The following is a 25,579-nucleotide window of genomic DNA, read 5'->3' on the forward strand; positions in this document are numbered from 1 at the left end:
GGACTCCTAATATGACGGTCCGTCAGATCCGGAGGGAAGAGCCATGGACGCCCGCTTCACCGCCGAACAGGGCGAGATCCGCCGTACCCTGCGCGAACTCCTGGACAAGCGTTGCGGCCCGGGGGAGTTGCGCGCCGCCCTCGGCACCTCGGACGGTCACGACCCGGTCCTGTGGACCGCGCTCGCCGACCAGCTGGGGCTGCCCGGCCTCGCGCTGCCGGAGGCGTACGGCGGTGTCGGCTGCTCGGCGACCGAGCTCGCCCTGGCCTGCGAGGAGACGGGACGGGCGCTGGCCCCCTCGCCGCTGCTGGCGACCGCCGTGCTCACCGTGCCGTTGGTCCTCGCCCTGGGGACGGACGCCCAGCGCGCCTCGCTGCTGCCGCGCCTGGCCTCCGGAGCCCTCACCGCCGCCCTCGCCGTCCCCGGCACCGCCCTCGCCACCGCCCTCGCCCTGACCGGCGACAACGGCGGCGAGTGGGCCGGCGGCGGACGGGCCGGGGGCGTGCAGGCCAGAAGGGCGGGGGAGGGGTGGCGGCTGTACGGGCAGGCCGAGCAGGTGCTCGACGGGCACAGCGCGGGGGTGCTGCTCGTCGCCGCGCACACCGGGGGGTACGCCCGGTCCCGGACGCTGCTGTTCCTGGTGCCGGGGGAGGCGACGGGGGTGGTACGGGTACGGCAGACCGCCCTGGACGCCACCCGGCCGCAGGCCCGCGTCCAACTGCGGGACGTGGCGGCCGAGTTGCTCGGCGAGGACGGCGCCGACGTGCTGGGCGCCCTCGCCGCCCTCGGGAGCACCGCAGCCGCCGTGCTCGCCTGCGAGGCCGTCGGGGCCGCCGACCGGGCGCTGGAGCTGACGGTGGCGTACGTGCGGCAGCGGGAGCAGTTCGGACGGGCGATCGGGTCCTTCCAGGCGGTCAAGCACCGGCTGGCGGACGTGTACGTGCAGGTGCAGGCGGCCCGGTCGGCCGCGTACTACGCTGCCTGGGCCGCGGTGCGGGGGGAGCGGGTGGGCGGGCTCGCGCTGGCGCAGGCCCTGGAGGCGCTGCGAGTCGCGTCCGCCGAGGGGATCCAGCTGCACGGGGGCATCGGTTTCACCTGGGAGCACCAGGCGCATCTGTACTTCAAGCGCGCATCGGGCGACGAGCTGCTCTTCGGGCCGGTGCATCGGTTGCGGGCGCGTGCCGCGGAGACGGCGCGGCTCTTCGAGGGCCGGGAGGTGGCGGTGTGATCGGGGAACGTGTGGTGCAGCGGGTGTCGTCGACGCGGGGTTTCGCGAAGGTGGCCCCGCATGTGATCCCGGCGCTGGACCGCGCCGTCCACCGGCTGACCCGGGGAAAGGTGCTGCTCAGCGCGCAAATGCTGCCGGGGGTGATCCTCACCTCCACGGGGGCCAGGAGCGGGCTGGCCCGGCGTACGCCGCTGGCCTGCATGCCCGAGGAGGGCGGCCGGAGCTGGCTGCTGATCGGCTCGAACTTCGGCCGTACGGACCACCCCGCCTGGACGCACAACCTGCTGGCCCACCCCGACGCCGAGGTGAGCTGGAAGGGCGCGGACATCCCGGTGCGGGCCCGGCTGCTGGAGGGCGAGGAGCGGACGGCGGCCTGGAAGGCGCTGCTGGACTTCTGGCCGCCGTACGCCACCTATCAGGCGCGGGTGGAGCGGGAGATCCGGATCTTCCGGATCAGCCGGCGCGATCAGTGAGTCGAGACCTGGGTGCAGGCCACGTCGTACTGGGCGACCGCGTTGCCGCTGCCCGCGTTCTGGACGGAGTGGGGTCCCGAGCCGGCGTAGTTGGCTCCGGCGACACCACCGGGGACCTCGTTGAAAGCTGAACCGGGGGCGCTGGACGCGTTGCCGGGGCTTGACGACTGGGACTGGCAGGACTGGTTGGGCTGGCCCGTCGCGAAGGCGGGCCCGGCGGCGATCCCCGCGGCGCCGGTGACCAGGGCGGCCGAGGCCATGGCGACGGCCGCTCGCTTCAGGAGGTTCATGAGCACGTCTCCTTTCGCGGAGTACCTCCCTCTATGTACGTAAACGAGGGGGGTGCCGTTCAGCGAGGTCGCGCCCGGTACGCACAGCAGGCGGTGATGCACGGAGGGTGTCCGTGCGCCACCGCCTGCCAGACAGGACTTGGGGGGGCCTGGAAAGAGGGCGGGTTACTTCGTGGGTTTTCTGCCGGTCACGCCCAGGTGGACCAACAGGGCCAGGTTCGGCTTGAGTTCGGCCTGCTTGACGCCCCAGCTCTGGAAGCCCTTCTGGTGCGAGGCGACCGCCGCGAGCATCGCGACCAGGGAACCGGCGACCGCGGCCGGGTTCACGTCCTTGTCGACCCTGCCCTTGGACTGCAACTCGGCGACCGAGCCCGCGAGGGAGTTGTTCACCGAGTTGAGGATCTTCATGCGGATCTTGTAGAAGCGCTTGTCGCCCTCGGCGGCACCGAGGTCGACCACGCGCAGGATCGCGTCGTTCTCGCGCCAGAACTCCAGGAATCCCTCCACGAGTTCCTGCGCGGTCTGCCAGCCGGCCTTGCCGACCCACGAGCGGCCCTCGAGCAGCGCGGTCAACTGCCCGCCCTCCGTGGCCATTTGCTCGGCGATCTCCAGGACGGCGCCCTCGACGTCCGGGAAGTACTGGTAGAAGGTCGCGGGCGAAGTCCCCGCCTTCCGGGCGACATCGATGACTTTGACGTCCCGGTAAGGGGAGGAGCTGAGCATCTCGCTGAGGCAGTCGAGCAGCTTCTGCCGGGTCGCCTGCCCACGCCGGCCGGCCACACGGCCGTCGACGGTACGCACTTGTCCTGTCATGTCGTCAGCTTACCGAGGGGTGATCGGAGCGCGATTCGGCCGACTGCAAATGGGGTGCAAGGGGGTGCCGAGACAGGTGTGCCTGGTCCTGCGGGGTGCGGGCGCCGACGTTAGTTTGGCGGTATGGCCGAAAACAGGGCATCCACATACGGAGAGGGCGTTCCCTGCTGGGTGGACGCGCAGCTTCCCGACGTCGAGGCGGGCAAGCGGTTCTACGGTGAGCTCTTCGGGTGGGACTTCGAGGAGGCGTACGGGGGGTCCGTGTGGGCCCGCAAGGAGGGGGAGCCGGTCGCGGCGCTGGCCCGCAAGGCGGACGGGCGGTTGCCCACCGTGTGGACCGTGTACTTCGCGACCCCCGACGTCGAAGCGCTGGCCGACCGGGTCTGGGCGGCCGGTGGACAGGTCGTCACCGCGCCCGTCCCGGTCGGCGACCTGGGTGTGACCGCGCTGGTCACCGACCCCGAGGGCGCCGTCTTCGGTCTCTGGGAGCCCGGTGGCCACCCCGGCTTCGGCAGGCGGCACGAGCCCGGCACCTTCGCCTGGGCGGAGCTGTACGCCCGCGACACCGAGGCCGCCAACGCCTTCTACGGCGAACTCTTCCACGACGCCCTGTTCGGACCGGGCGCGCGGCCCGACTTCGGCCGCGCGGCCGTCTCCGAGGTCTTCCCGGCCGAGATGCCGCCCCATTTCCTCGTCCACTTCGCGGTCGCGGACTGCGAGGCCGTCCTCGGGACGGTGAGCCGGCTCGGCGGCAGGATCCAGGCACCACCATTCGAGACGTCGTACGGAAAGGTGGCGGTCGTCACCGACAATCAAGGAGCGTCGTTCGCCGTACTGGAGCGGGCCTAGGGACTTTCACAACACCCCTCAGGGTCGCGACATGCGACGAAACGCACCGGTTTGTCGGGAGACACCCCCAATCGGGCCCTGGTTCGCAACCAGTGCCCGGGCCAGGAAGAATCGGGGTGCGTGCCGCCATGGCGGTGCGGTGGTGAGACGCTGCACTTCGGTCGCGTCCATATGTGGGTGGCGCGGCTTGTACGGGGAGGTGGCAGGCAAGTGGTGGATCAGCTGACGCAGCACGATCCGCGGCGGATCGGGCCGTTCGAGGTGCTGGGACGGCTGGGGGCCGGCGGCATGGGGCTGGTCTATCTCGCGCGCTCGGCGTCCGGCCGGCGGGTGGCGATCAAGACGGTACGGACCGAGCTCGCCGAGGACCAGCTCTTCCGCGTGCGCTTCACGCGCGAGGTGGAGGCGGCCCGGGCGGTCTCCGGCTTCTACACGGCTGCCGTCGTCGACGCCGACCCGCGCGCGGCCGTGCCGTGGCTGGCCACCGCGTACGTCCCCGCGCCCTCCCTCGAGGAGATAGTGAACGAGTGCGGGCCGCTCCCGGCCCAGGCCGTGCGCTGGCTCGCGGCGGGCGTCGCCGAGGCGCTGCAGTCCATCCATGGCGCCGGGCTGGTCCACCGCGACCTCAAGCCCTCCAACGTCCTCGTCGTCGAGGACGGCCCCCGGGTGATCGACTTCGGCATCGCCTCCGGCGTCTCGAACACCCGTCTGACCATGACGAACGTGGCCGTCGGTACCCCCGCCTACATGTCCCCCGAGCAGGCGAAGGACTCCCGCAGCGTCACCGGCGCCAGCGACGTCTTCTCGCTCGGCTCGATGCTGGTCTTCGCCGCCACCGGCCACCCGCCCTTCCACGGCGCCAACCCGGTCGAGACGGTCTTCATGCTGCTGCGGGAGGGCCCGGACCTGGAGGGCCTGCCGGCCGAGCTGCGCCCGCTGATCGAGTCCTGTATGCAGATGGAGGCCACGGCCCGCCCCAACCCGGCCGACCTCCAGGCCCAGCTCGCCCCGCACCTCTTCGGCTCCGGCTCCGACGACAGCGGTACCGCGTCGGCGTGGCTGCCCGAGCGGGCGGTGAGTCTGATCGAGGCCCGCCGCGGCGGCCGCCCGGCGGCCAGGCCCGGCCCGCAGGGCGGCGCCCGCAGCGGAGGCGGCCGCCCGGCCCTGCCGCCCCCGCCCTCCCACGACCCGGTGATCCCGACCTCGCCCCCCGTACCCGTCGGCGCCCCCGACACCGGCCCCGTCCGCCTGGCCGGCGCCCAGGTGCCCATCGGTCCCGGCCCCCGCGTCTCCGACGTCCGCGCCGCCGCCGTCAAGGCGCCCCCGCCGGAGTCCGCCCTGTCCGCCTCCTGGGTCAAGCCCCGCCCCGGCGTCAACGGCGCCGACCCCGCCGCGCCCGCCCCCCAGCCCGCCGCGCCGGAGGCCACCGGCTGGCGCCCCTGGCGCTTCCGCATGTCCAACGATGTGTGGGGCACCCCCTCGGTCTTCGGTGACCTCGTCTACGTCACCTCCTTCGAGGTGCACGCCCTCGACGTGGCCACCGGGCGGCGGCGCTTCAAGACGCGGGACGTGGCCTGGTCGATGGCGGTCGCCGACGGCCGTATCCACGCCTCCGACGGGCCGACGCTGTTCGCCCTGGACTGCCGTGAGGGCGCCGACCTGTGGCGGCTGAACACGGACGCCTGGGTGTACTCCCTGCACGCCGACCGGGGCACGGTCGTCACCGGCACCCGCGGCGGCGGCGTCCAGACCTGGGAGGCCGCCACCGGCCAGAAACTGTGGGAACTCGCCGGAGCCCAGACCGACTTCGAGTCGCCGGAGGCGGGCCCGGCCGTCCACGAGGGCACGGTGTACGTCTGGCAGGACGGCCGGCTGCGCGCCCTGAACGCCCGCACGGGCGACGAGCGCTGGTCCTACCCGATCGGTGACGCGGCCTCCTGCGGCGGCGTGCCGGTCCGGGTGACCCACGCGCCGGACGGCTACGCGTACGTCGCCGCCGGCTCCCGCGTCCTGGCCCTGGACGTCGCGAGCGGCCATGTGAAGTGGCACTTCGAGGCACCGGCGGTCTTCCTCTCCCCGCCCACCTTCGCGCCGGGCCCCGCCGTCACCGGCGGCGGCATCTACCTCGCCGACTACCTCGGCACGGTCTACGCCCTCGACGCCGCCGACGGCCGTGACCGCTGGCGCATCGCCACCGAGTCCCGGGCGTCCGTCGATCCGGTGCTGGTGGCCGCCGGGCACGTCCACGTCGGCAGCGGCAAGGGCCTGTACACCCTGGACGCGGTCACCGGGACACCCAAGTGGCGCTTCCAGGCGGGCGGGGACATCGTGGGCACGCCGGCGGTGGCGGAGGGCCGTATCCACTTCGGCTCCACCGACCACCTCCTCTACACCCTGAAGGCCGACGACGGCAGGCTGCGCTGGAAGCTGGCGACCGGCGGCGAGATCACCGGTTCACCGGTGGTCCGGGACGGCGTCGTGTACGCGTGCAGCAAGGACCGCTGCGTGTACGCCCTGGACGCGGAGAAGGGCACGGGCACGGCGCGTACGGCGTGACGTATCTGGGGACGGCCGTCGTACCGACTGCACGGAAGAGGTGGGGACGGCGGCCGTCCGGTGCAGACGCTACGCCGGGTGCGCGGTCGGCGCCACGCGGTGAACGGACGGTTGCCCCCGAGTGTGCCCTCGCGGACCTGGGCGGGACGGCCCGGTTCCAGGACACTGGGGCATCCGCCGTCTGGGAGGGGTGAGTCGGACCGTGCGCGCACACCAGCGGGTACCCGGCCGGGCAGGTGCACAGGACCGTGACCGGGAGGCGGTGGCAGGCTCGCCCGCCCTCCTGCCGGGCCGCCTCGGCGCCATGTCGGCGCCTCAGGCCCTCGCCCTGCAACGGGCCGCCGGCAACGCCGCGATGGCCCGTGCCCTGCGCGAGGAGGAGCACGAGGCGCATGACCCCTCCCACGAGCACCACCCCGTGCAGCGCTCGGCGGTGCACGAGGTGCTGGGGCAGGCGGGCCGGCCGCTGGACGAGAGCACGCGCGCGGACATGGAGGCCCGGCTCGGCGCCGACTTCTCCGACGTACGCGTCCACTCCGGTGCCGTCGCCCAGCGCTCGGCCGCCGAGATGGGCGCCCGGGCCTACACCTCGGGCAGCCACATCGTCCTCGGCGAGGGCGCCCTCGACCGGCACACCCTCGCCCATGAACTGACCCACGTCATCCAGCAGCGCCGGGGGCCGGTGGCCGGCACCGACCGCGGGGACGGGGTCAGCGTCTCCGACCCGTCCGACCGCTTCGAACGCGAGGCCGAGGCCAACGCAGGCAGGGCGCTGAGCCTGCCGGCGGGGCAGGCCGGGGCCGCGGCGGCCGACGCGGGCGGCCACGCGCACACACCGGCCGGCGGCGTCGTGGCGCAGCGGATGTACAGCGGCCGCTCGACCCGCGGCTCACGGCGCGCGGCGCCGGACGACCCCCGGATCCGGCTGGCCGAGGAGCAGATCGAGCAGATGCAGCTCCTGCCGGCCCTGTACGTCCCGGCGGAGACGTTCGGGACCGACGGCAGCGAGCCCCAGGTGCCGCGCTACGCGTACCTGACCCCGCAGCCGGGCGACATCGACATCATGCAGGTCCCGGGCCAGACCCTGCCGAACGTCAGCCACCACAATCCCGGCCCGCGCGACCACTGGCCCCTGGTCTACCAGTCGGGGCGCTTCGCCTACCGGGTGGAGCTCGTCAACGACCCGGGGGCCGAGCACAGCGACACCCTCATCGACACCCACCAGCGGGCGCGCTTCCGCGTCCTGCGCCGGACCACGAAGCAGCGCGACACCGCGCACTCGCAGGGCCGGACCTTCCGCTACCAGGAGCGCTGGTCACCCAACGAGCAGTACTGGGGCCGGCGCGACCGGACGACGATGGACCGGGCCGCTGCGCTGGCCGCGGCCCATGGGCTGCGGATGGAGGACTGTCTCATGGCCGACGAGGAGCGCTACTTCACGCGCCTGCCGAGCGACCCGGACCAGCCGTTCGCCTTCTACGCCGAGGCGGGCCGGCACGACCCGCACTTCCAGGGGAACGGCCGGAGGTTCCTCGGCGCGGGGACCTTCGACGCCGCTGCCGAGCACGCCGACCGGAACCCTCGCAGCTCCCCGTACGTCCTGAAGGAGGCCGCGAAGCTCTCGGCGCCACCGCAGGTGAACCGGCGCGACGGCAAGCGCAGTCCCGCCGCCGCGATGGGTGGCAGGCAGGCCCACGAGATGATGGGCGGCCAGGGGCACAAGGGTTCCGTCGGCGAGCACCTGGCCTCGCACGAGTGGTGCCATCTGATCGGGGACGGCGACGGCGGCCCCGACACCCCCGCCAACCTGGTGATCGGCACCAACGCGGTCAACACCGAGCAACTCGCCATGGAGACCGCGCTGCGCAGGTACGTCGGCCCGCTGGAGGGCCTCGGCTACTCGATCCGGCTGGACGCGAAGGCCCTGCTCACCGCCTCACCCGTGCACGACCCCCGCGTACCCGAGAGCCCCTCGCTGGTGGCGGACTACATCAGCTACGAGATCTCGCTCGTCCCGCGGGGCCGGCTGAACGCCTCCGGCCGCGAGCTGGTCCACCGGCAGATCATGGACGGTCGGCGCGGAGTCATCACGGAGCTGGAGTTCACCTTCCTGCGCAAGACGGTGGGCAACAAACTGGAGGCCGTCACCCAGCGGATCCGCCGGCAACAGGCCGACGCCCAGCCCCCGATGTACGCCCCGCCCGGCGCCACCTACGCGGCAGCGGGCCCGAGCAGCGGCGGACCCGGCTACTACGGCGGCTACTGAGGGCCCGCAGACGGGGCCCTAACGCACCCGGGGCGCGCCCCCCGACCGGCCGGCGAACAGTTCCGCCTGTCGGTCGGCGGGCAGGTTGCCCAGCGAGACCAGGTGTGCCGCCTGCGCGAAGCCCGCCGCCACGGCGCCCTCCCGGGCCGCCCACAACGCCCGTACGGTCCCCTGGACGCCCTCCGGCGGATACCCGGCGATCACCGCCGCGCACTCCGTCGCCGCCGCCGACGCACCCCCTGCCTCGGTGAGTTCGGAGACCAGGCCGATGTCGAAGGCCCGTCGCGCGGAGATCCGTTCCGCCGTGCCCATCAGCATCATCCGCGCGACCTCGCCGTACGGCATCCGCTGCGCCAGCAGCACGGACTCGTAGGCGCTGACCATGCCGTAGGTGGTGTGCGGGTCGAAGAAGGTGGCGGTGGGGTCGGCGACGACGAAGTCCGACTCGCCGAGGAGGTAGAAGGCGCCCCCGCAGGCCATGCCACGCACGGCGGCGACGACCGGCTTCCACAGGTCGTTCGACTTGGGGCCGACGCGCAGCAGCGGATCGTCGGACATGTAGGGCGAGTTGGGCTGCGGGACGACGGCGTCACGGTCCAGGCCCGTGCTGAACGCCCGGTCCCCGGCGCCCGTGAGGACGACCGCGCGGACGGCGTCGTCGAACCGCAACCGCCGCCAGATCTCGCGGAGTTCGTCCCGCATGGTGAGGTCGATGGCGTTGAGGCGGGCGGGCCGGTCCAGGGTGACGGTCGCGACGCCGGTGTCCTTGTCGACCGAGAGGTCCACGGCCGTCGTCACGGCCGCTCCAGAACCCACTGCGGCAGCCCATCGGCGGTGAAGACGACCCGCACCCTCGCGCCGATCCGGACGCGGTCCGTATCCACCGAGTCCAGCCGCGCGCCGGCCTCGGCGACCACGTTGCCGACCAGCCGGATGCGCGGGGCGTCGGCGAGTTCGACGACGACCACGTTGTACGGGGCCTGCTCGGCGTACTCGGGCAGCAGGGGCGGATGCGGCAGGACGTAGGACCAGACGCGGCCGTGGCCCTCCATCCGGCGCCACTCGGCGGCGAAGGACTGGCAGTGCGGGCAGCAGGGCCGGGGCGGGAAGCGGGGCTTGCCGCAGTCGGCGCAGGCCTGCACGCGCAGTTCGCCCTGGCGGGCGTAGCCCCAGAAAGGGGCGCCGTCGGTGTCCGTGACGGGGGTCAGCATCGGGTGCTCAACTCCTCAGCAGCAGGGCGGAGGTGGGGACCCCCTCGCCGGCGGTGACGAGGCAGGTGGCGGCGTCCGGGACCTGGGCGGTGCTTAAGCCGCGCAGTTGCCGTACGCCTTCGTTGATGAGGTTGAAGCCGTGCACGTAGGCCTCGCTGAGCCCGCCGCCGCTGGTGTTGAGCGGGAGCCGTCCGCCGATCTCCAGGGCGCCCTGCTCGGTGAACGCCCCGCCCTCGCCGCGACCGCAGAAGCCGTAGCCCTCCAGGGACAGCGGGATCAGCGCGGTGAACGCGTCGTAGATCTGGGCGACATCGACGTCCTGCGGCGTGAAGTCGGCGTGTTTCCACAGGTGTCGGGCGGCGGCCCAGGCGGGTCCGGTGAGCGGGTCGTCGTTCCAGTAGTTGACCATGCCGTGGTGCTGGGAGGGCAGGCCCTGGGCGGCGGAGTGCACGTACACCGGCGCCTGCCGGCAGTCCCGGGCCCGCTCGGCGCTGACGACCACGCACGCCAACGCACCATCGGTCTCCAGGCAGTTGTCGAAGAGGCAGAGGGGCTCGCTGATCCAGCGGGAGGTCATGTACATCTCGCGGGTCAGGGGCCGTTCGTACATCACGGCGGCGGGGTTCTGGTTGGCCCGGTTGCGGCAGGCGAGGGCGACGTTGAACAGATGGTCCCGGGTCGCGCCGTACTCGTGCATGTAACGGCGGGTGAGCATGGCGATCTCGTCGGCGGGCCTAAGCAGTCCGAAGGGGCGGGTCCACTGGGCCGGAGTGGGCAGCTGCACCGTGGTGTTGGTCCAGGGACGGGGGCCGCTGCCCCGCTTCCGGGACCGCCAGGCGACCCCCACCGTCGCCTGGCCGGAGGCGATGGCGGCGGCGAGATGCGCGACGGTGGCACACGAACCCCCGCCCCCGTAGCCCACCTTGCTGAAGAAGGTCAGGTCCCCGAAGCCGACCGCCTTCGCCAGCTCCACCTCGTCCGTCTCCTCCATGGTGTACGAGGCGAGCGCGTCGACCTCGCCGGGCGCGATCCCGGCGTCGTCGAGGGCGGCGAGGACGGCCCGGCAGGCGAGGGTTCTCTCATCGTCCTCCAGGTGCTTGGCGAACGGTGTCTGTCCTATGCCGACGATGGCGGTGGCGTCCTTGATCCCGGCCATGCTGGTGCACCTCCGCAGACTGTCCCCTCAGCTGACAGGCCGTCAGGTTACAGCTAATCTGACGGGTAGTCAGCTATCGGTAGGGGGCTGTTGTGCGCGGTGACGAGGAGTGGGGGACCATCCCGGGCCTGGTCCGCTCGGCGGCCGAGCGGTACGCGGACGCCGAGGCGGTGGTGGACGGCCGGGTCCGGGTGTCGTACGCGGAGTTGGGCGCGCGGGTGGACCGGGTGGCCGCGGCCTGCGTCGCGAACGGGGTCGCGGTCGGCGACCGGGTGGGGATCTGGGCGCCCAACTCCCTGGAGTGGATGGTCGCGGCGCTGGGCGCGGTGTCGGCGGGCGCGGTGCTGGTGCCGTTGAACACGCGGTTCAAGGGCGGCGAGGCGGCGGACGTGCTGCGGCGCAGCGGCGCGCGCCTGCTGTTCGTGACCGGCACCTTCCTGGGCACGTCCTACGTGGCCTCCCTGCGCCGCGCGGCGGGCGACGGGCCCGGCGACGGCCCCCTCCCCGGCCTCCCGGACCTGGAACAGGTCGTGGTCCTCTCCGACGACGCCCCGGCCGACTTCCGCACCTGGAAGGACTTCCTAGCGAGCGGGGAGGGTGTGGGGGAGCGGGAGGTGAGGTCGCGCGCCGCGCTGCTGTCCCCCTCCAGCCCCTCGGACATCATCTTCACGTCCGGGACGACGGGCCGCCCCAAGGGCGCGGTGATCACGCACGGACAGACATTGCGGGGCTACGAGATCTGGAGCGACCTGGCGGGATTGGAGCAGGGCGACCGCTACCTGATCGTGAACCCCTTCTTCCACACCTTCGGCTACAAGGCGGGCGTGATCGCCTGTCTGATGCGGGGCGCGACGATGATCCCGCAGCCGGTGTTCAGCGTGGACACGGTGCTGGCGAACATAGCGGCGGAACGCGTCTCGGTCCTCCCCGGCCCGCCCACCCTCCACCAGTCGCTCCTCGACCACCCGGCCCGCGACTCCCACGACCTCTCCGCCCTCCGGCTGGTCGTGACCGGCGCGGCGGTCGTCCCCCTGCGCCTCGTGGAACGCCTGCGCGGCGAACTCGGCGTCGGCACGGTCCTCACCGCCTACGGCCTGTCCGAGGCGAGCGGCATCGTCACGATGTGCCGCCGGGGCGACGATCCGACGGTGATCGCGTCGACGTCCGGGCGGGCGATACCCGGCACCGAGGTCCGGGTCGAGGCGCCGGTCGGACAGCCCGGCGAGGTCCTGGTCCGCGGGTTCAACGTCATGCGGGGCTACTACGAGGACGCGGCCGCGACCGCCGAGGTCCTGACGGAGGACGGCTGGCTGCGCACCGGCGACGTCGGCGTCCTCGACCCGGCCGGCAACCTCCGCATCACCGACCGCATCAAGGACATGTTCATCGTCGGTGGCTTCAACGCGTACCCGGCGGAGATAGAACAGCTGCTGGGCCTGCACCCCGACGTCGCCGACGTGGCGGTCATCGGCGTCCCGGACCCCCGCCTGGGCGAGGTCGGCAGGGCCTACGTGGTCCGCCGCCCGGGTTCCGTCCTCACCGCCGACGACCTGATCGCCTGGTCCCGCCGCGAGATGGCGAACTACAAGGTGCCGAGATCGGTGGAGTTCGTGGCGGAACTGCCGCGGAACGCGAGTGGGAAGGTGGTGAAGGGGGAGTTGCGCGGGGCTGGTATCACCGGATAGCGACACTTGGTATCTGCTGATACCATCCCTGCATGGCCAAGACGCAGATCAACATCCGGATGGACGACGAGACGGCGGAGATGGCCCGGCAGGCCGCGGCCACGCGGCGGATACCCGTCAACGAATACGTCGAGCAGCTCATCAGGGACGACAACGAGCACCTGCGCGTCGTGTTCATGGCTGCCGCGCAGGAAGTGCTCGACGAGTACGGCGATCTCATCGACGAGATCGAGGGGGAAACCGAGGCGTGAATCTCAAGGTTGACCTCGCCTGGATCCTTGAGGTTGCGCAGCGGGCGGGTCAGGAGGATCCCGCCATCGACGACTACGGCGTTCCCGTGGCCGCAGTCGAGCGGCATCGGGCGGTGCTGGTCGGTCAGGAGATCTACCAGGGGGCGTTTGCGAAGGCGGCGGCGCTGGCGCATTCGCTGGGGCGTATGCGCTGGCTGGAGCGGTCGAACCTGCGGGTGGCCGTTGCCGTCGCTCACGCGTATCTGATCGCCGCCGGGGTCCCGGCCAAGCTCGATCAGCAGCGGGTTTCCGCGCTGGCGCGGGAGCTCAAGCGGCCGGAGAGCACGGTGCGCAGTGTGGCGGTAGTCCTCAAGGAGTGGACGGTGTGAACGCCTCGGCCGCGGCAGCTCCCCTCCGGGCTGCCGCGGCCGTTCCCCGTCGGGGTGGTGGTCGTCAGGCCTTCTCGTCCGTGACGTGGATGTTGTCCGGCGTCACCGTGCCGCCGTCCTTGGCGGTGGCCGCCAGCGGCTCGTCCGTGACGTGGATGTTGTCCGGAGTCACCGAGGCGTCGGCCGGCTCGTCGGTGACGTGGATGTTGTCCGCGGTGTTCTGGTCGCTCATCTGGTGCTCCCCTGAAGGCTCGTGCGGTGGATGGACAGGATCCGCCCGGCAACTCCCCCGAGGGTCGCCGGACGGATCCTGAGGCCGGTTCACCCTAAGGGGTCTTGCACTATGCCCGCCCGGGTCGCGTGGTCTGGCACCGCACCTCGCCGCGTTGCCGAAACGCCCAGGTAGCTCCGCTACCAGGGTGCTCCGGCGCCTTGCGATGCACGGCACCAGACCACGCGACCTGATCGGACGCTCATAGTGCAATGACCCCTTAGAGGTCCGGCTTCCTGCCGTTCCGTCTGCCCCCCGACGCGACGGCCCGGCAGAAGTGAGACTGCCGGACCGCGATAAACGAACGATGAACGCCCCTCAGGCGACCGCCGCCGGCGTCAGCAGACCCCTCACCTCGTCCGCCTCCGGCGCCCCCAGCGCCTCGAAGATCTCGAGGGCCTCCCGCCAGCACACCTGGGCCCGGTCCAGTTGCCCGATGCCGTTGAGGGCGCGCCCGAGCACCGTGAGGACGTTGCCGCGCCGCCACTCGCCGCCGATCCCCCGCAGCAGCGTCAGCGCCGTCTCCGCGTCGGCCGCCGCCTGCGCGGGACGACGGGCCGTGAGGTCCAGCTCGGCGAGCCGGAAGAGGGTCATGCCCTCCCACAGCCGCTGCCTGCTCTCCCGGAACACCTCCAGCGCCTGCTGCAGGCACCGCGTCGCCTCCGCCAGCTTCCCGCTCCGGGTGAGCGCGAGACCGAGCGCGTACCGCCCGTTGGCGCCCTTCAGGGCGTGGCCCATGTCGTCGTACATCGCCGTGCCCTGCCGGGCCAGCGCCACCGCGTCCTCGGTGCGGTCGGTGGCCAGATAGGTGCGCGAGAGGTTGCACAGCGCGCTCGCCTCACCCGAACGGTCGGCCACGGCACGGAAGTTCTCCATGGCCCGGGTGAAGTACCGCTCGCTGTCCTCGTACCGGCTCTGGTACATCGCGATCGCGCCGAGGATGTTGTACGACCAGCAGCCGCCCAGCGGATCACCGTCCCCGCCGGTCAGCTCCCGGGCCTGCCCGGCCTCCTCGTCGGCCAGGTCGAAGCGGCCGGTGATGCTGTGCGCGTAGGCCAGCGTGATCAGCGCCCGCGCCTCCGCGCGCCGGTCACCGGCCTCCCGCGCCGCCTCCCGCAGCGCCGAGGCGACGGCCTCGTACTCCCTGGAGTTGGTCCCCGACTCCGCCAGGTCGACGGCCGCCCAGAGCACGTCGACGGCGTGCCCGAGCATCCCGGGGTGCGCGGACTGCCGTACGCAGGCCAGCAGCGAGACCGCCTCCGCGTAGAGCCAGTCCTGCGCGGCGTGCCGGTCGGAGAAGGTCAGCCCCGGGTACTCCGGCGTCGCGAGGTGGTCGACCAGCCGGTCCCCGGGCCGTTCGATGAGGTAGACCCCGCCGACCGTGGCCAGGTAGAAGTCCAGCAGCCGCGACAGCGCCGCGCCCCGCTCGCTCGGCGGCCACTCGTCCCGCTCGGCGCACGCACGCGCGTAGAGCCGTACGAGATCGTGGTACCGGTAGCGGCCCGGCGCCGCCGACTCGAGGAGCGAGGTGTCGACCAGGGACTCCAGCAGGTCCTCGGTGTCGTCCACCGGGAGGTCGAGGACCGCCGCCGCGGCGGCCAGCGAGATGTCCGGACCGTCCGCGAGCCCCAGCAGCCGGAACGCCCGCTGCTGGGCCGGCTCCAGCTGGCCGTAGCCCAGCTCGAAGGTGGCCTTGACCGCGAGATCTCCGGCCTGCAGCTCGTCCAACCGCCGCCGCTCGTCGGCGAGTTTGGCGGCGAGGACCGAGACGGTCCAGGTGCGGCGGGCCGCGAGCCGGGAGGCCGCGATCCGGATCGCCAGCGGCAGGAAACCGCACGCGGCCACCACGTCCAGGGCCGCCTCGCGCTCCGAGGCCACCCGCTCCTCCCCGACGATCCTGGTGAAGAGTTGCAGGGCCTCCTCCGGGGACATCACGTCCAGATCGACGAGGTGCGCCCCGGCGAGATCGACCATCCGCACCCGGGAGGTGACCAGGGCCGCGCAGCCCTCGGTCCCCGGCAGCAGCGGGCGTACCTGCGCCGCGTCCCGGGCGTTGTCCAGCAGGACCAGCACCCGGCGCCCGTCCAGCACCGACCGGTACAGCCCCGCGCGCTCCTCCAGGGAATCCGGGATCGCCGAGTCGGGCGTGCCGAGCGCCCGCAGGAACGAGCCGAGCACCGTCTCCGGCTCCGCCGCCCGCGCTCCGGCGCCCTGCAGGTCGACGTAGAGCTGCCCGTCGGGGAAGGCCGCCCGCGCCTGGTGGGCCACGTGCACCGCGAGGGTCGTCTTGCCGACACCGCCGATGCCGGCCAGCGCGGACACCGCCATCACGCGGCCCTCCGCCGAGGCCAGCACCTCGCCCAGCTCCTTCACGAAGGCCGCCCTGCCGGTGAAGTCCGGGACGGTGGCGGGGAGTTGGGCGGGCCGCACCGGAGCGGCGGCCGGCTCGGCCCGCGGCGCGGAGGGCTCCGCCAGCCCCGGGTCGGCCTGCAAGATCCGCTGCTGGAGCTCGCGCAGCCCCGGACGCGGGTCGACGCCCAGCTCCTCCGCCAGCAGCCGGCGCGTGTCGGCGTACACCGCGAGCGCCTCCGCCTGCCGCCCGGAGCGGTACAGGGCGAGCATCAGCAACTCCCGCAACCGCTCCCGCAGCGGATGCGCGGCCGTCAGCGCCGTCAGCTCCGACACGGCCTCCGCGTGGCAGCCCTGCTCCAGGTCCATGTCGAGGCGCGACTCGACGAGTTGCAGCCGCCATTCCTCCAGGCGTACCCGCTGGGCCTCCGCGTACGGGCCGGGAACGCCCGCCAGGGTCTCCCCGTCCCACAGGGCGAGGGCCCGCCCCAGCACCTCCCGCGCCTGGCACAGGTCCCCGGCGCCCCGCGCCTTCTCCGCCTCGGCCGCCAGCTCCTGCGCCACCGCCAGGTCCAGCGCGCCCTCGCCGAGCCCGCGCACCGCGTAGCCGCCCGACTCGCTCACCAGCACCCCGGGATCCAGCACCTTGCGCAGCCGGGAGGCGTACGTCCGTACCGCCGCCAGCGCCTGGGAGGGCGGCTCCTCGCCCCACAGGGCGTCGATCAGCTCGGCCGCGGTCGCCGTACGGCCCTCGCGCAGCAGCAGGGCGGCCAGCAGGGCGCGCTGCTGCGGGGAGCCGGTGTTCAGGGCCTCGTCACCGCGCCGGGCACGCACCGGACCGAGCACCCCGAAGCGCAGTGCCGTCGGCTCGGGCGAGCCGGGGCGCCTCTGCTCCGGCACCCGCGGTGCGTCGTCCATCGCCGTCCCCCTAGACCCAGTGAGCAACTACGTCAGTCTGCCTTGTCCACGGCGGATGCGTCAGCCGGGGAGAGCTCCGTCACAGCCAGGCGCACGGGATATCACCAAGCCCTTACTCCTCCTCCCCATCCGGAACCCCGGACCGGGGAGCTGACGGACCGTCAGATCGGCGCTACCGTGAGCGGCATGGACTCCCGACTGACGCTCCCTCAGATCATTTCCGTGGACGACCACACCGTCGAGCCGCCGAACGTCTGGCAGGACCGGCTCCCGAAGAAGTACCTGGACGTCGGCCCACGGATCGTCCGCGCCCCGCTGAAGGAGATCAGCTTCCTCGGCGGCCGCTTCAAGCCCGTCATGGGCGCCCCCGGCGACGACGGCCCGATCGGCGACTGGTGGTTGTACGAGGACCTCCAGCGCCCCCTGACCCGCCTGGACACGGCCGTCGGCTACAGCAGGGACGAGATCAAGCTGGAGGTCATCACCTACGAGCAGATGCGCCCGGGTTCCTACGACGTGCCCGAGCGGCTGGCCGACATGGACGTCAACCACGTCCAGTCCGCCGTCTGCTTCCCGACCTTCCCGCGCTTCTGCGGCCAGACCTTCACCGAGGCCGCGGACCACGAACTCGGCCTGCTGTGCGTGCAGGCCTACAACGACTGGATGGTGGAGGAGTGGTGCGGCCCGAAGGCCCGGGGCCGCCTGATCCCGCTCACCCTCATCCCCCTGTGGGACGCCGAGCTCGCCGCCGCCGAGGTCCGCCGCAACGCCGCCCGCGGGGTCCGCGCGGTCGCCTTCTCCGAGATACCCCCGCACCTCGGGCTGCCCTCCGTCCACTCCGACGACTGGGACCCCTTCCTCGCCGCCTGCGACGAGACAGGCACGGTCGTCGCCATGCACATCGGCTCCAGCAGCCGTATGCCCTCCACCTCCAAGGACGCCCCGCCCGCGGTCGGTTCGACGATCACCTTCGCCAACTGCTGCTTCTCGATGGTCGACTGGCTGATGAGCGGCAAGTTCGAGCGCTTCCCGAACCTGAAGGTGATGTACGCGGAGGGCCAGATCGGCTGGATCCCGTACATCCTCGAACGCGCCGACGTCGTCTGGGAGGAGAACCGCGGCTGGGGCGGCGTCGCCGACAAGGTGCACCGGCCGCCGTCCGAACTCTTCGCCGAGCACGTCTACGGCTGCTTCTTCGACGACGCCTTCGGCCTGCGCAACCTCGACTCCATCGGCCTCGGCAACGTCCTGTACGAGACCGACTACCCGCACTCCGACTCCACCTGGCCCAAGTCCCGCGAGGTCGGCGAGGCGCAGATGGGCCACCTGGACCCGGAGGTCGTGGAGCGGATCGTGCGCGGCAACGCCATCGACCTGCTCGGCCTCACCCCCGAGGGACTCTGGCGGCCATGAGCGCCCTCGCGTACGGGATGCAGCTGCCGGTCCAGTCCCAGAGCACGATCTACGCCGAGCCCTGGGAGGCCACGGCCGGCCCCGCCGACCTGATCGCCGTCGCCCGGGCGGCCGACCGGGCCGGCTTCGCCTACCTCGCGAGCTGCGACCACGTGGCCATCCCCCGCCGCCTGGCCCCCGCGATGAGCACGGTCTGGTACGACCCGGTCGCCACCCTCTCCTACCTGGCGGGCGTCACCGAACGCGTCCGCCTGCTCAGCCACGTGGCGATCGTGGCCCTGCGCCACCCCCTCCTCACCGCCAAGCAGTACGCCACCCTCGACCACCTCAGCGGGGGGCGCCTGATCCTCGGGGTCGGGGCCGGGCACGTACCGGAGGAGTTCGCGGCGCTGGGCGCCGACTTCGAGCACCGCGGGGCCGTGCTCGACGAGACGATCGACGCCCTGCGCGCGGCCCTCGGCCCCGAGGAGTTCCCCGAACACCACGGCAAGCTGTACGACTTCGCGGAACTGGGCCAGCGACCCAGACCGGCGCAGGACCGCGTCCCCGTGTGGGTCGGCGGCTCGTCCCCCGCCGCCGTCCGCCGGGCCGCCCTCAAGGGCGACGGCTGGCTCCCGCAGGGCGACCCGCGCGACCGCCTCCCCGCCCAGATCACCCGCCTGCGCCGACTGCGCGAAGAGGCCGGAATCGAGGACGAGTTGACCGTCGGCGCGATCACCGAGCCCCTGTACGTCGGCGAGCCCGCCTGGGACGTCGGCCGCCGTACCCTCACCGGCCCCCCGGACGCGCTCGCCGAGTCCCTGCGCGCCTACCGGGCGATGGGCGTGCACCAGATCCAGGTGCGGTTCCGCTGCCGGAGCCGTACCGAACTCACCGACCAGATCACGGCCTTCGGCGCCGAAGTCGCCCCACACCTCTAGGGAGTTACGGCATGGGCAAACTGGACGGACGGGTCGTCGTCGTGACCGGCGCGGCACGCGGGCAGGGGGAGCAGGAGGCCCGCCTGTTCCGGGCGGAGGGCGCGGAGGTGGTCGTCGCCGACGTCCTCGACGAACAGGGCGAGGCGCTGGCACGGGAGATCGGCGCACGGTACGTCCACCTCGACGTGGGCGAGGAGGCGGACTGGCAGGCGGCGGCCCGCACCGCCAAGGAGGCGTACGGCCGCATCGACGGCCTGGTCAACAACGCCGGCATCCTGCGCTTCAACTCCCTGGTGGACACGCCCCTGGACGAGTTCATGCAGGTCGTACGGGTCAACCAGGTCGGCTGCTTCCTGGGCGTCAAGACCGTCGCGCCGCTCATGGAGGACGGCGGCACGATCGTCAACACCGCCTCCTACACGGCCGTCACCGGCATGGCGGCGGTCGGCACGTACGCCGCCACCAAGCACGCCGTCCTCGGCCTCACCCGGGTCGCCGCGCTCGAGCTCGCCGACCGGCGCATCCGCGTCAACGCGATGTGCCCCGGCGCGATCGACACCCCGATGTCGAACCCGGCCCAACTGGATCCGGAGGCGGACGCGGCGGAGACGACCCGGGCCCTGGACGAGCTGTATCGCAAGCTCGTACCGCTGGGCCGGATCGGCAGGCCGGAGGAGGTGGCGCGGCTGGCCCTGTTCCTGACGTCGGACGACTCCTCGTACATCACGGGTCAGCCCTTCGTCATCGACGGCGGCTGGCTGGCGGGGGTCAGCATCATCTGACGTACCGTCAACTATTGACCTTTCTGACGGTACGTCAGAAAGTCGTAGGACTCAGCAGACTCACCTGCCTTGGGATGGTGAACCGCCGTGGAATTCGGCCTCTTTGTACAGGGATACGTGGGCAAGCGCGCCGAGACCGACCCGCTTGCCGAGCACAAGGCGCTGATGGAGGAGACCGAGTACGTCATCCAGGCGGACAAATCGGGCTTCAAGTACGCGTGGGCGTCCGAGCACCACTTCCTGGAGGAGTACTCCCATCTCTCCGCGAACGACGTGTTCCTCGGCTACCTCGCCCACGCGACGGAACGCATCCACCTCGGCTCCGGCATCTTCAACCCGCTGGCCCAGGTCAACCACCCGGTGAAGGTGGCCGAGAAGGTCGCCATGCTCGACCACCTCACCGAGAACCGCTTCGAGTTCGGCAGCGGGCGGGGCGCCGGCTCGCACGAGATCCTCGGGTTCATCCCCGGGGTGACCGACATGAACTACACCAAGGAGATCTGGGAAGAGACCATCGCCGAGTTCCCCAAGATGTGGCTCCAGGACGAGTACGCGGGCTTCCAGGGCAAGTTCTGGCAGCTCCCGCCGCGCAAGGTCCTGCCGAAGCCGTACGGCAAGTCGCACCCGGCGATGTGGTACGCGGCCGGTTCACCGCCGTCGTACGCGATGGCCGCGAAGAAGGGGCTCGGGGTCCTCGGGTTCAGCATCCAGAAGGTCTCCGACATGGAGTGGGTGCTCGAGCAGTACAAGACGGCGATCGTGAACGCCGAGCCGATCGGGGACTTCGTCAACGACAACGTGATGGTCACGACGACCGCGATCTGCGCACCGACGCACGCGGAGGCGATCGACATCGCGGTGCACGGCGGGCTGCACTACCTGCCCTCACTGGTGTTCCGGTACCACGACACGTTCCCGCGCCCCGAGGGGTTCCCGGTGTGGCCGGAGACGCTGCCGGAGTACACGCCGGAGTTCGTGGAGGTGCTCATCGAGGAGGAGCTGCTGATCTGCGGGGACCCCGACGAGGTGCTCACGCAGTGCAAGCGGTGGGAGCAGGCGGGGGCGGACCAGTTGAGCTTCGGGTTGCCGGTGGGGGTGCCGAAGGAGGAGACGTTGCAGACGATTCGGTTGATCGGGGAGCACGTGATTCCGAAGATCGACACGGATCCTGTGCATCGGACGTCGCGGTTCCGGGGGGCTGTCTGAGGTTGTACGGCGGCTGCGGGTTTGTGGGGGCTGGTCGCGCCCACGCGGCGGAGCCGCAAATCGATACAGCCCCGCGCCCCTAGGTAGGAAATCGCCCCGGCGCCAAGGAGGTCACGCATGCTCGATCACGTCATCAAGGGCGCCACGGTTGTGGACGGAACCGGCGCGCCCGCTTACACCGCCGACGTCGGTATACGGGACGGGCGTATAGCAGTCATCGGCCGTATCGATCAGGAGTCCCGGACCCGCGAGGACGCCTCCGGGCTCGTCCTCGCGCCCGGCTTCGTCGATCCGCATACCCACTACGACGCCCAGCTGTTCTGGGATCCGTATGCGACGCCATCCCTCAACCACGGAGTCACGACCGTCGCCGCCGGGAACTGTGGGTTCACGCTGGCGCCGCTCAACCCGAACCGTCCCGCCGATGCCGACTACACACGGCGGATGATGTCCAAGGTCGAGGGGATGTCGTTGGTGGCGTTGGAGGAGGGGGCGCCCTGGAGCTGGAGCTCCTTCGGCGACTACCTGGACGCCCTCGAAGGGCGCATCGCCGTCAACGCGGGCTTCATGGTGGGGCATTGCGCGCTGCGGCGGTACGTGATGGGGCCGGACGCGGTCGGGGGGCAGCCCAGTGAGGAGCAACTCGGCGAGATCGTAAGGCTGTTGCACGAGGCGATGGACGCCGGGGCCTGGGGGTTCTCCACCACGCAGTCCTCGACGCACTCCGACGGGGACGGGCAGCCCGTCGCCTCCCGGCATGCGCGGCCGGCGGAGCTGCTGGCGCTGTCGCGTGCCGTGGGGGAGCACGAGGGGACGCAGATCGAGGCGATCGTCGCCGGATGCCTGGACCAGTTCAGCGACGCCGAGATCGAGCTGTTCGCGGAGATGAGCGCGGCGGCCGGGCGCCCGCTGAACTGGAACGTGCTGACCATCGACGCGTCCGTCCCCGAGCGGGTGCCCCGGCAGTTGCAGGCCAGCGAGCAGGCGCGGAAGGCGGGTGGCCGGGTCGTCGCGCTCACCATGCCGATCCTCACGCCCATGAACATGTCGCTGGGCACCTTCTGCGCGCTGAACCTGATCCCGGGGTGGGGCCCGATCCTGGGACTTCCCGTCCCGGAGCGCATCGCGCGGCTGAAGGACCCGGCCGTCCGCGCCGAGATGCTGCGCCGCGCCGAGTCCAAGGAGGCGGGCGTCTTCCGGCGGCTCGCGGACTTCGGGCGGTACGTCATCGGGGACACCTACAGCGAGGCGAACCGCGGGCTGACCGGCCGGGTGGTGCGGGACATCGCGGCGGAGCGGGGGCAGGACCCGTTCCAGTGCCTGGTGGAGATCTGCGCGGCGGACGAGCTGCGTACGGTCCTGTGGCCCATGCCGACCGACAACGACCCGGCGTCCTGGGCGCTGCGCGCCGAGACCTGGCAGCACGAGGACGTGCTGCTGGGCGGTTCCGACGCGGGAGCGCACCTGGACCGCATGTGCGGGGCGCCGTACACGACCCGCTTCCTCGGCGACTGCCTGCGCGGCCGGAGGCTGGTGGGTCTGGAGCAGGCGGTGAAGATGCTGACGGACGACCCGGCGCGGCTCTTCGGACTGCGGGAGCGGGGGCGGGTGGCGGAGGGCTTCCATGCGGACCTCGTGCTCTTCGACCCGGAACGGATCGACGCGGCCTCGGCCACCCTGGTGCACGACCTGCCGGGTGACAGTCCGCGGCTGGACGCCAAGGCGCTCGGGATACGGGCCGTGTGGGTCAACGGCGTCGAGGCGATCCGGGACGACGTGGTGAGCGGCGCGGTCCCGGGGAAGGTGCTCCGGTCGGGCCGGGACACGAGGACGGTGAGCACTCGTTGAACGGCGAGGAACAGGGGCTGTTCATCGGGGGGCGCCGGGTCGAGCCGGACGGTGGGCACTACGCCGTCGTCGACCCGGCGACGGAGGAGAACATCGGGTGGGCTCCGGAGGCCTCGCGGGATCAGGTGCACGCGGCCTGCGCCGCGGCCCGCGAGGCCTTCGGACCGTGGTCGAGGACCTCGCCGGAGGAACGGGCGGCGATCCTCGGACGCGCCGCGGAGATCATCGGCAGCCGCTTCGTGCCGTACACGGAGCTGGCCCAGGCGGAGACCGGGGCGACGACGGGGACGGCGCGGGCGATGCAGGTCGGGGTCGGCATGGCCCGGTTCCGGCGGTACGCGCGCGTGGAGCCGGCCGAGTGGGCGATCCCGCCGCAGATCAACGAGGCCGGGCCGATGGGGAAGGCGGGGGTGTTCGGGGCGCTGGCCGTGCGGCAGCCGGTCGGAGTGGTCACCTGCATCACGTCGTACAACAACCCGTGGGCCAACCCGGCCGGGAAGGTCGCGCCCGCCCTGGCGATGGGCAACACCGTGGTGGTGAAGCCCGCCCCGCAGGACCCCCTGTCGGTCTACCGGATGGCGGATGCGCTGGAGGCGGCGGGCGCGCCGGCGGGCGTGGTGAACGTCGTCTCGGGCCGGTCGGCGTCCGTCGGCGAGGCCGCCGTGGATTCTCCCGACGTGGACATGGTGAGCTTCACCGGGTCCACGGCCGTCGGTCAGCGCATCGCCGAGGTGTGCGGACGGGACATGAAACGTCAGCTGATGGAGCTGGGCGGCAAGGGCGCGGCGCTCGTCTTCGACGACGCGGACATCGGCTCGGCGGTGGCCGGGATCGGCACGACGTTCTCCTTCTACAGCGGCCAGATCTGCACGGCACCGACGCGGGTGCTGGCGCAGCGGGGGGCGTACGACCGCTTGGTGGACCAACTGGCGGCCTACGCGGGCCGGTTGACGGTGGGCGATCCGAGGTCGCCGGAGACGGTGGTCGGCCCGGTGATCTCGGCGGCCCACCGGGACCGGGTGGAGTCGTACGTCGAACTGGGCCGCAAGGAAGGTGCCGTGGTGGTGGTTGGCGGCGAACGCCCGCCCCTGGAGCGGGGTTTCTACGTCCCCCCGACCCTCCTCGCCGACTGCACGAACGACATGCGGGTGGCCCGCGAGGAGATCTTCGGCCCGGTGGTCGTCGTCATCCCCTTCGGCGAGGAGGACGAGGGCATCGCCCTGGCCAACGACAGCGACTACGGACTGATCGACTACGTCTGGTCGGGAGACGTGGCGAGAGCGTTCCGGGTGGCCCGGCGGCTACGGGCGGGGGGCGTGGGCGTCAACACGGTCGGCCGCAACATGGAGGCCCCGTTCGGCGGCTTCAAGAAGAGCGGCGTGGGCCGGGACGTCGGCTCGTACGCCCTGCACGCGTACGGGGAGGTGCAGTCGGTGGTGTGGCCGGGGTGAGCCTAGATCGGCTCAGGTGTCGTAAATCGTGGACCGATGGCCGACGTGAACGACCCACACCACCAGTTCTCCGTTGTCGATCGTGTAGATGACGCGGTAGTCGCCGACTCGTAGGCGACGACGTTCGGGTTGTGACACCAGTGCCGTTGTGTTGAAACCGAGGGGGTCGCTCTCCAGTTCCGTCAGCTTGGCGAGGATGCGGAGCGCCACGTCGCGCGGGATTTTGCGCAGCTCGGCCTGGGCTTCGGGTCGGAAGACGGTGCGGTACTCACTCACGTGCGCTCAGTCCCCCCGGGCCAATGTCTCCCGCATGACGTCCTCGATCGGGATGCCCGGCGAGGCGTTCGCCATTCGCTCATCAATGATGCGATTGATCTCGTGCTCTTCCCACTGCTGGTACTTCCGCAGGACGTCGATCGACACGACGGCGGCCACCTCTTTGCCCCGGCGCGTGATGATGGTCGGCTGGTCGTCCCGATCGGCACGCTCGACGACCTCTGCCAGGTGCGCGCGGACGTCGCGAATGGACTCTATGGGCATCTGTGTCATGCGCCCCAGTGTACCGAGTGTGCCATGTGTACACAAAACGCCCGGGGGTGATCTCAGCGCTTCACCGGCGCGCCACTCGGCTCCAGCGCTCCAGCACCTCCCCATCGCTCTCGTCCGGGTAGCCGACCGTTGCCACGATCCCGGCTTCGGCGCGCAGTCGCGCTGAGCGCTCCAGTTCTTCGACGAGAGACCGCCGGCGGATGATGCGAGCTGCGTCGGCTGGGGTGTCCTTCTTCGATTCCACGTAGGTGGCCCTCCTGGGCGATTCGGTCATCCCCGGTCCAAATCAACCCGCACCGTCAGCAACCCCGCCCCGATCGCCCGTACCGCCACGCTGTTCAGGGAGCGGAGGGCGCGCAGGCGGGCGATGGGGTCGTCGTCGGGGAGGAGGTGGGCCGTGCCCGTGTGCCAGCGGCCCCGGATGCGGACCCGGACCCTCGGATCGGCCTTGATGTTGCGGATGTACTGAGCGCGCTCCCCGAACTCCGACACCAGCCAGAAGGAGTCCCCGACCCGTCGGCCGCCGACCGGCGTGCGGCGGGGGAGGCCGGAGGTGCGACCCGTCGTCTCCAGGACCGTCTGGAGCGGCAGGCGCCGCATGATCGGGTTCAGGCGACGCTGGAAGGCGGTGGCGGACCGGTACTTGCTCTCGTGGTCGCGGGGCATGTTCGCGGATCTCCGTCTCGTCGGGCTGCCGATGCTCTTCAATATCTCTCACTCGCACTC

General features: G+C 71.9%; 25 protein-coding genes. 14 read left to right on the plus strand and 11 right to left on the minus strand.

All coding sequences use genetic code 11. From position 1 onward, the window contains the following. Positions 1–43 precede the first annotated feature (43 nt). The gene (locus ACIRVK_RS28420; protein WP_404251915.1) at positions 44–1,228 is read left to right on the plus strand and encodes an acyl-CoA dehydrogenase family protein; all 1,185 of its coding nucleotides are present in this window, start codon (positions 44–46) and stop codon (positions 1,226–1,228) included. Further along, positions 1,225–1,701: a nitroreductase/quinone reductase family protein gene (locus ACIRVK_RS28425; protein WP_404251917.1), complete on the plus strand. Its 477-nt coding sequence runs from the start codon at positions 1,225–1,227 to the stop codon at positions 1,699–1,701. The genes ACIRVK_RS28420 and ACIRVK_RS28425 overlap by 4 nt, the downstream gene beginning before the upstream one ends. Here the strand turns inward: ACIRVK_RS28425 and ACIRVK_RS28430 are convergent. After that, a complete protein-coding gene (locus ACIRVK_RS28430; protein ID WP_404251919.1) occupies positions 1,695–1,991 on the minus strand; it encodes a hypothetical protein in 297 nt (98 codons plus the stop codon). The two genes, ACIRVK_RS28425 and ACIRVK_RS28430, sit on opposite strands and share 7 nt — an antisense overlap. 165 nt (positions 1,992–2,156) lie before the next feature. Further along, positions 2,157–2,804: a TetR family transcriptional regulator gene (locus ACIRVK_RS28435; protein WP_404251921.1), complete on the minus strand. Its 648-nt coding sequence runs from the start codon at positions 2,802–2,804 to the stop codon at positions 2,157–2,159. A 123-nt stretch (positions 2,805–2,927) separates the two neighbouring features. Here ACIRVK_RS28435 and ACIRVK_RS28440 point away from each other — a divergent pair, with 123 nt between their 5' ends. The 3 genes from ACIRVK_RS28440 (at position 2,928) to ACIRVK_RS28450 (ending at position 8,475) form a co-directional block, all read left to right on the plus strand. Beyond that, the gene (locus tag ACIRVK_RS28440; protein ID WP_404251923.1) at positions 2,928–3,653 is read left to right on the plus strand and encodes a VOC family protein; all 726 of its coding nucleotides are present in this window, start codon (positions 2,928–2,930) and stop codon (positions 3,651–3,653) included. Positions 3,654–3,863: 210 nt separating this feature from the next. Next, entirely contained in the window at positions 3,864–6,209 is a 2,346-nt protein-coding gene (locus tag ACIRVK_RS28445; protein WP_404251925.1) for a PQQ-binding-like beta-propeller repeat protein, read from the plus strand. Between the two features lie 262 nt (positions 6,210–6,471). After that, on the plus strand, positions 6,472–8,475 hold the full coding sequence (locus ACIRVK_RS28450; protein WP_404251927.1) for a DUF4157 domain-containing protein: 2,004 nt from the start codon (positions 6,472–6,474) through the stop codon (positions 8,473–8,475). An 18-nt stretch (positions 8,476–8,493) separates the two neighbouring features. Here ACIRVK_RS28450 and ACIRVK_RS28455 read toward each other — a convergent pair whose 3' ends face one another. From ACIRVK_RS28455 to ACIRVK_RS28465, 3 genes are read right to left on the minus strand one after another with little or no spacing between them, the layout of a single operon-like run. Then, the gene (locus ACIRVK_RS28455; RefSeq protein WP_404251929.1) at positions 8,494–9,273 is read right to left on the minus strand and encodes an enoyl-CoA hydratase/isomerase family protein; all 780 of its coding nucleotides are present in this window, start codon (positions 9,271–9,273) and stop codon (positions 8,494–8,496) included. Then, positions 9,270–9,686, minus strand: coding sequence for a Zn-ribbon domain-containing OB-fold protein (locus ACIRVK_RS28460; protein ID WP_404251931.1), 417 nt, complete (start codon positions 9,684–9,686; stop codon positions 9,270–9,272). The genes ACIRVK_RS28455 and ACIRVK_RS28460 overlap by 4 nt, the downstream gene beginning before the upstream one ends. A gap of 7 nt (positions 9,687–9,693) precedes the next feature. Further along, positions 9,694–10,842: a lipid-transfer protein gene (locus tag ACIRVK_RS28465; RefSeq protein WP_404251933.1), complete on the minus strand. Its 1,149-nt coding sequence runs from the start codon at positions 10,840–10,842 to the stop codon at positions 9,694–9,696. 92 nt (positions 10,843–10,934) lie between these two features. On the opposite strand from ACIRVK_RS28465, the gene ACIRVK_RS28470 reads away from it, so the two are divergent. Genes ACIRVK_RS28470 through ACIRVK_RS28480 form a run of 3 tightly spaced genes read left to right on the plus strand, consistent with a single transcriptional unit; the run spans position 10,935 to position 13,146 of the window. Continuing rightward, a complete protein-coding gene (locus ACIRVK_RS28470; protein WP_404251935.1) occupies positions 10,935–12,527 on the plus strand; it encodes a FadD3 family acyl-CoA ligase in 1,593 nt (530 codons plus the stop codon). Positions 12,528–12,559: 32 nt separating this feature from the next. Next, entirely contained in the window at positions 12,560–12,778 is a 219-nt protein-coding gene (locus ACIRVK_RS28475) for a hypothetical protein (protein WP_404251937.1), read from the plus strand. Beyond that, complete coding sequence (locus ACIRVK_RS28480; RefSeq protein ID WP_404251939.1) at positions 12,775–13,146, plus strand: fic family toxin-antitoxin system, toxin component; 372 nt, start codon at positions 12,775–12,777, stop codon at positions 13,144–13,146. The genes ACIRVK_RS28475 and ACIRVK_RS28480 overlap by 4 nt, the downstream gene beginning before the upstream one ends. Positions 13,147–13,210: 64 nt before the next feature. On the opposite strand, the gene ACIRVK_RS28485 is transcribed toward ACIRVK_RS28480, so the two are convergent. Next, entirely contained in the window at positions 13,211–13,378 is a 168-nt protein-coding gene (locus tag ACIRVK_RS28485; protein WP_404251940.1) for a hypothetical protein, read from the minus strand. A gap of 357 nt (positions 13,379–13,735) precedes the next feature. Then, on the minus strand, positions 13,736–16,684 hold the full coding sequence (locus ACIRVK_RS28490) for a BTAD domain-containing putative transcriptional regulator (protein ID WP_404251942.1): 2,949 nt from the start codon (positions 16,682–16,684) through the stop codon (positions 13,736–13,738). 186 nt (positions 16,685–16,870) lie between these two features. Here ACIRVK_RS28490 and ACIRVK_RS28495 point away from each other — a divergent pair, with 186 nt between their 5' ends. The 6 genes from ACIRVK_RS28495 to ACIRVK_RS28520 all read left to right on the plus strand — a co-directional run bounded on the left by ACIRVK_RS28495 (position 16,871) and on the right by ACIRVK_RS28520 (position 24,304). Next, on the plus strand, positions 16,871–18,097 hold the full coding sequence (locus ACIRVK_RS28495) for an amidohydrolase family protein (RefSeq protein WP_404251944.1): 1,227 nt from the start codon (positions 16,871–16,873) through the stop codon (positions 18,095–18,097). Next, positions 18,094–19,017, plus strand: a complete 924-nt coding sequence (locus ACIRVK_RS28500; protein WP_404251946.1) for an LLM class F420-dependent oxidoreductase — start codon at positions 18,094–18,096, stop codon at positions 19,015–19,017. The genes ACIRVK_RS28495 and ACIRVK_RS28500 overlap by 4 nt, the downstream gene beginning before the upstream one ends. An 11-nt stretch (positions 19,018–19,028) precedes the next feature. Beyond that, a complete protein-coding gene (locus ACIRVK_RS28505; RefSeq protein ID WP_404251948.1) occupies positions 19,029–19,799 on the plus strand; it encodes an SDR family NAD(P)-dependent oxidoreductase in 771 nt (256 codons plus the stop codon). Positions 19,800–19,886: 87 nt separating this feature from the next. Then, positions 19,887–21,005: an LLM class flavin-dependent oxidoreductase gene (locus ACIRVK_RS28510; RefSeq protein ID WP_404251950.1), complete on the plus strand. Its 1,119-nt coding sequence runs from the start codon at positions 19,887–19,889 to the stop codon at positions 21,003–21,005. 117 nt (positions 21,006–21,122) lie between these two features. After that, a complete protein-coding gene (locus tag ACIRVK_RS28515; RefSeq protein ID WP_404251952.1) occupies positions 21,123–22,853 on the plus strand; it encodes an amidohydrolase family protein in 1,731 nt (576 codons plus the stop codon). Then, positions 22,850–24,304 carry an aldehyde dehydrogenase family protein gene (locus ACIRVK_RS28520; RefSeq protein ID WP_404251954.1) on the plus strand — a complete coding sequence of 485 codons (1,455 nt, stop codon included), beginning with the start codon at positions 22,850–22,852 and terminating at the stop codon, positions 24,302–24,304. Before ACIRVK_RS28515 ends, ACIRVK_RS28520 begins: the two co-directional genes overlap by 4 nt. Positions 24,305–24,316: 12 nt before the next feature. Here ACIRVK_RS28520 and ACIRVK_RS28525 read toward each other — a convergent pair whose 3' ends face one another. The 4 genes from ACIRVK_RS28525 to ACIRVK_RS28540 form a co-directional block, all read right to left on the minus strand. Further along, entirely contained in the window at positions 24,317–24,580 is a 264-nt protein-coding gene (locus tag ACIRVK_RS28525; RefSeq protein ID WP_404251955.1) for a type II toxin-antitoxin system RelE/ParE family toxin, read from the minus strand. A 6-nt stretch (positions 24,581–24,586) separates the two neighbouring features. Next, a complete protein-coding gene (locus ACIRVK_RS28530) occupies positions 24,587–24,853 on the minus strand; it encodes a type II toxin-antitoxin system Phd/YefM family antitoxin (RefSeq protein WP_404251957.1) in 267 nt (88 codons plus the stop codon). Between the two features lie 61 nt (positions 24,854–24,914). Next, complete coding sequence (locus ACIRVK_RS28535) at positions 24,915–25,097, minus strand: hypothetical protein (RefSeq protein WP_404251959.1); 183 nt, start codon at positions 25,095–25,097, stop codon at positions 24,915–24,917. A 26-nt stretch (positions 25,098–25,123) separates the two neighbouring features. Beyond that, on the minus strand, positions 25,124–25,519 hold the full coding sequence (locus ACIRVK_RS28540) for a nitroreductase/quinone reductase family protein (RefSeq protein WP_404251961.1): 396 nt from the start codon (positions 25,517–25,519) through the stop codon (positions 25,124–25,126). Positions 25,520–25,579 lie beyond the last annotated feature (60 nt).

Source organism: Streptomyces sp. NPDC101152 (genome assembly GCF_044768275.1).
In the GTDB taxonomy this organism is placed as follows: domain Bacteria; phylum Actinomycetota; class Actinomycetes; order Streptomycetales; family Streptomycetaceae; genus Streptomyces.